Raw genomic sequence first — 3,755 nt, 5'->3', positions numbered from 1 at the left:
TTGTATGGATAATTTCTGCCGTGTTTGGGTAAATTGAGGCCCACCCCCAGTGGCCGCTGGGGGCCTTCATGCAGCAGCTCGATGTTGGCAGGCTCCTCATTCGAGAGACCGGTAACAAGTGCGTAGCGCTGCATGACTCTCAAGCGATAACTCGTACAGTCATCGGGGCCTCGAGCCCGTATAGCAAGGCAGAGTCAGCTTATTATGAACACCACAGAAATCCAAACTTCACTGAATATCGGTGTCGACGTTGGTAAAGCCAACCTTGATATCGCTCTCCATCCTTCCGGACAGTTTTATTCAATTCCCAATAGCGAAGCCCACATTCGTCGGTTCGTGAAGATCCTCAAGGACTACGATATTGAACGAATCGTGGTGGAGGCCACAGGGCGCCATGAGCATGCCCTGGTTCAGGCCTGCAATCAGGCAGGCTTACCGATCATAGTCGTCAATCCCACCAGTGTCAGACGTTACGCTCAGGCCATCGGCGTGCTCGCCAAAACTGACCGTATTGATGCCCAGGTGATTGCCAAATATGCTGCCACACTCAAGCCGGAATTCAGACCTATCCCGGACAAAACATCACAAAAGATCAGAGACTTATTGGCCAGGCGGGCTCAGCTTATGGAGATGTCCACCATGGAGAAAAACCGTCTCCAGATCATGCCAAAACCCCTTCACCGATCCATTAAAAGCTTACTCAGGATGCTGCAGAGCCAGATTGAAACGATCACCCGACAAATCGAGCAGGAAGTGGCCAAAGTGGATCACTGGCGTACCAAAATGGACATCATGACCAGTGTGCCCGGTGTCGGAAAAGTGCTCGCCTACACCTTCCTGAGTGAGCTGCCGGAGCTCGGCTCTCTGAACCGAAAGGAGATCGCCGCACTGGTCGGTGTCGCACCCATCAATCGAGACAGCGGCAAGCTCAATGGCAAACGGAGGATACGAGGTGGGCGCCCCAGAGTCCGAACCGTGATGTTCATGGCCATGCTCTCATCCATTCAGTGCAATCCCGTTTTCAAACGCTTTTACGAACGCTTGAAGGCCCAGGGGAAGATTCCAAAAGTGGCCGTCGTTGCCTGCATGCGAAAGATGATTGTGGTGCTCAATACCATGGTCAAAAATCAGGAACCGTGGCGTGAAAAAGTGGCTTAATATATGCGATTGACACCACAGTCACTTGTTAGAGCTGACTCAAGATTACTCATGCTGTAATACGTTGATGAGTTTCCCGAAAGGATCACGGACATAGAAGCGGCGAACACCCCAAGGCTCACTTGCGGGACCATACTCGATCTTAATTTCTTCGTTCTTCACTCTCTCCAAAGCTGCATCCAAACTATCCACCTCTATAGATAGATCAGGAACCGGCGTGCCGGAGCCACCCTCGGATGCCACGCTTACCTGTGTGGTCATTTCCTCGCCCGAGCTATAGGTCCTTATCCACCCGTGATCCATCACGATCTTCAGCCCAAAAATTGCCTCATAAAACCTGTCTGCTTCTGAAGGGTTGGTTGCCGCAATGTTCGTGACTATGCGCTTTACCTTCACTTTCACCTCCCGCAGGCTGACTTGTTTTGACTCTAACGCCCGCCATCACCTATGACAAAACCAGAGCGAAGCGGCGGTTTTGGCATCCGGTGGATGGCTTGGTTAACCGTCACTCGGTAACAACCGAAATTCTGTGCGCACCGTAACCATCCTTGTTTTGTTGGAGATAGTCCTCCAAATAAGCCATGTCACGACTGAGCCTGAACTCAATCTCCGGTGAAAACGACATGCCCAAGAAACGACCATTCCGGGCGGTATCGAGTTCTCTAATGGTGTGCGCCAGAACCAAATTTGCCATTCTGACCTGTTTTTCTGATTTAGGCGCCGAGGTAAAGGGCATGTACGTTGTTCCCCGCACCCTGCCTTTAGGGCTGAAGCCACCAACATCTCTCACGATATGTTCTGAATCCAAGGTAATATCCAGGGAAAACGAGACGCTGATGCCACTTTTTGGATCGCGCGCCTCTACGCGCGCTCTAGATAACCTGAACTCAAACTTGGGATGCAGCATTCTGTACCTGACTGTTAACGCAGAGCGCACCGGTGGCCTTTTTGGAGCGAAGCGGAGATAAGGTCATCCGAGTGACGCGTATTGTTAAATTGTGACCAGCCGGGAAAAGTCCGTCTCGATATACTTCTTGAAGCGCTCATGACAGTGCTCCGTGTATTCCCCTGTTTCTTTATTCTTGCGCTTCCCATTGAACCATATCGAGCGTTTCCCTTGGTTTTTACCAGTGCGATTCTGGACCGACTCCTGAACAAACTCTTCTGAAGTCATTATCCAGAAAGTCTCCATGCGCTCAGAGTAGAAAACGAACCAATAATTATCCCGGATTTCGTGTGTGAGCGCGGCAAACAAAGCTGCGTCTCCCATCTTGACATCCTTGGATCTCGCCTTGATTTGGACCTCTATAAAGGTACCGTCAGGCCGACGAATAACCGCATCAATGCCATTGTCATCGATTAGCGGCATGTAGACGTCGATGCCTTCTTTAAGCATCAACCCGGCCACCCAGTACTCGATGCGCTTTCCAAATCCGGCTGAATGTCTAAACGTGATACTCATAGAATTTAACGCCATGCGAAGCGGCCGGTTTGGAGGCGCAACCGCACCGGAAAACCGGTCCGACTTGCGCTACTGGTTATGCGATGTCCCAGCAAGAACTTAGGGCCGATAGCCTTCATACTCCCAAGCCATGTAGCCAGATAATTTTTCTGAAATTTCTGACCAGCTGGGCCCTTCGCATTGAGCAAGTATAGCTTTGACTTCGGCTAAAACCGCCGGCCAACTAAATTCGTTGAGAACAATGGCGTGCTTAGTGGCGTTGCGTCCATGCAAATTATTGGGCGTAACTATATGCACCTGAAAATTGTCGCCGCCTTCGTGATCTGGACCGATAGTGAAATTCATCCAAAAGTCGACGTCATAGACGTCGTTGGGCGCCCACTGATCTATTGGATCATGATCAGAGCAATCGTAGCTGAGGATGACAGGTTTCATCGTTACTCCCTGACGCATAACGCAGAGGTAACCGGCGCCGGAGCGCCAGCGGAGGGAACCAAAAGCGCCACGCTTTTGGCGTCCGGTTGACCGATTTGTTAGGCCCGGTGCTAAGCACTTAGCTCTACCCCATCAACGATGTCATCGACTACAACAATGTTGACTCCAGCTTGGTCGCACCAAAGACCGACATCATTTTCCTCAAACTGGACTCCAGCGGACGAGAGCGCCTCAGCTATTTGGTTTAGCGGCCGACCGAGAAGCTGGATACCATCGAGAAACACCTCTCGGGGCTGAAAAGCTGACACCAAAACGACAACACCCTCTGAATCAACCTCCAAATGAATCGATTCTTCGTCATAAGCCAAAACGGTTTCGGTTGAATCTTCGGTTCTCTTAAAGCTCTCAGTTGCAGCTCCCAGCAAAGATTCACAATCGACCTTACTCATCCCTAACCGGAGAGGACCGAGAGCAGATCTAGGCACTATTTCAAATTTTTTGATCATTTCTGGGACCTAACATTTGTATATGAGTCTGAATGATCACTTTTCCACTGACTCATATCTCAATTCAACAGTTTCCCAAAACTAGGCAGAAAATCCCGTCAGGTCAATAAGTTCTGGCTGTTTTCCTGACCGCCGTCCCAAACAAAAATGATCACAAAGACCACTATCCACTTTTTCAACCACCCTTCCATACC

At 50.3% G+C, this 3,755-nt stretch carries 6 protein-coding genes; 1 reads left to right on the top strand and 5 read right to left on the bottom strand.

Annotated features, from left to right (window positions below):
- Positions 1–204 precede the first annotated feature (204 nt).
- On the top strand, positions 205–1,158 hold the full coding sequence (locus tag ACJO3M_RS16140; RefSeq protein ID WP_406998860.1) for an IS110 family RNA-guided transposase: 954 nt from the start codon (positions 205–207) through the stop codon (positions 1,156–1,158).
- 45 nt (positions 1,159–1,203) lie between these two features.
- Here the strand turns inward: ACJO3M_RS16140 and ACJO3M_RS16135 are convergent, their stop codons facing one another.
- The 5 genes from ACJO3M_RS16135 to ACJO3M_RS16115 all read right to left on the bottom strand — a co-directional run bounded on the left by ACJO3M_RS16135 (position 1,204) and on the right by ACJO3M_RS16115 (position 3,504).
- On the bottom strand, positions 1,204–1,554 hold the full coding sequence (locus tag ACJO3M_RS16135) for a VOC family protein (protein WP_407002415.1): 351 nt from the start codon (positions 1,552–1,554) through the stop codon (positions 1,204–1,206).
- A gap of 109 nt (positions 1,555–1,663) precedes the next feature.
- Positions 1,664–2,065, bottom strand: a complete 402-nt coding sequence (locus ACJO3M_RS16130) for a hypothetical protein (RefSeq protein ID WP_407002414.1) — start codon at positions 2,063–2,065, stop codon at positions 1,664–1,666.
- Positions 2,066–2,149: 84 nt separating this feature from the next.
- Complete coding sequence (locus tag ACJO3M_RS16125) at positions 2,150–2,620, bottom strand: hypothetical protein (protein ID WP_407002413.1); 471 nt, start codon at positions 2,618–2,620, stop codon at positions 2,150–2,152.
- 99 nt (positions 2,621–2,719) lie between these two features.
- Positions 2,720–3,055, bottom strand: a complete 336-nt coding sequence (locus tag ACJO3M_RS16120; protein ID WP_407002412.1) for an Imm8 family immunity protein — start codon at positions 3,053–3,055, stop codon at positions 2,720–2,722.
- A gap of 110 nt (positions 3,056–3,165) precedes the next feature.
- Positions 3,166–3,504 carry a hypothetical protein gene (locus ACJO3M_RS16115; protein ID WP_407002411.1) on the bottom strand — a complete coding sequence of 113 codons (339 nt, stop codon included), beginning with the start codon at positions 3,502–3,504 and terminating at the stop codon, positions 3,166–3,168.
- Between the last annotated feature and the right edge of the window lie 251 nt (positions 3,505–3,755).

The organism is Marinobacter alkalisoli (assembly GCF_045449795.1).
In the GTDB taxonomy this organism is placed as follows: Bacteria; Pseudomonadota; Gammaproteobacteria; order Pseudomonadales; family Oleiphilaceae; genus Marinobacter.
Note: the sequence above shows the minus strand (reverse complement) of the source record. Positions and strands in the feature narration are given on the sequence as shown.

Excerpts from the sequence above, each read along its gene's own strand:
- ACJO3M_RS16115 (WP_407002411.1), bottom strand. The coding sequence starts at position 3,504 with ATGAGTAAGGTCGATTGTGAATCTTTGCTGGGAGCTGCAACTGAGAGC.
- ACJO3M_RS16130 (WP_407002414.1), bottom strand. The coding sequence starts at position 2,065 with ATGCTGCATCCCAAGTTTGAGTTCAGGTTATCTAGAGCGCGCGTAGAG.
- ACJO3M_RS16120 (WP_407002412.1), bottom strand. The coding sequence starts at position 3,055 with ATGAAACCTGTCATCCTCAGCTACGATTGCTCTGATCATGATCCAATA.
- ACJO3M_RS16140 (WP_406998860.1), top strand. The coding sequence starts at position 205 with ATGAACACCACAGAAATCCAAACTTCACTGAATATCGGTGTCGACGTT.
- ACJO3M_RS16125 (WP_407002413.1), bottom strand. The coding sequence starts at position 2,620 with ATGAGTATCACGTTTAGACATTCAGCCGGATTTGGAAAGCGCATCGAG.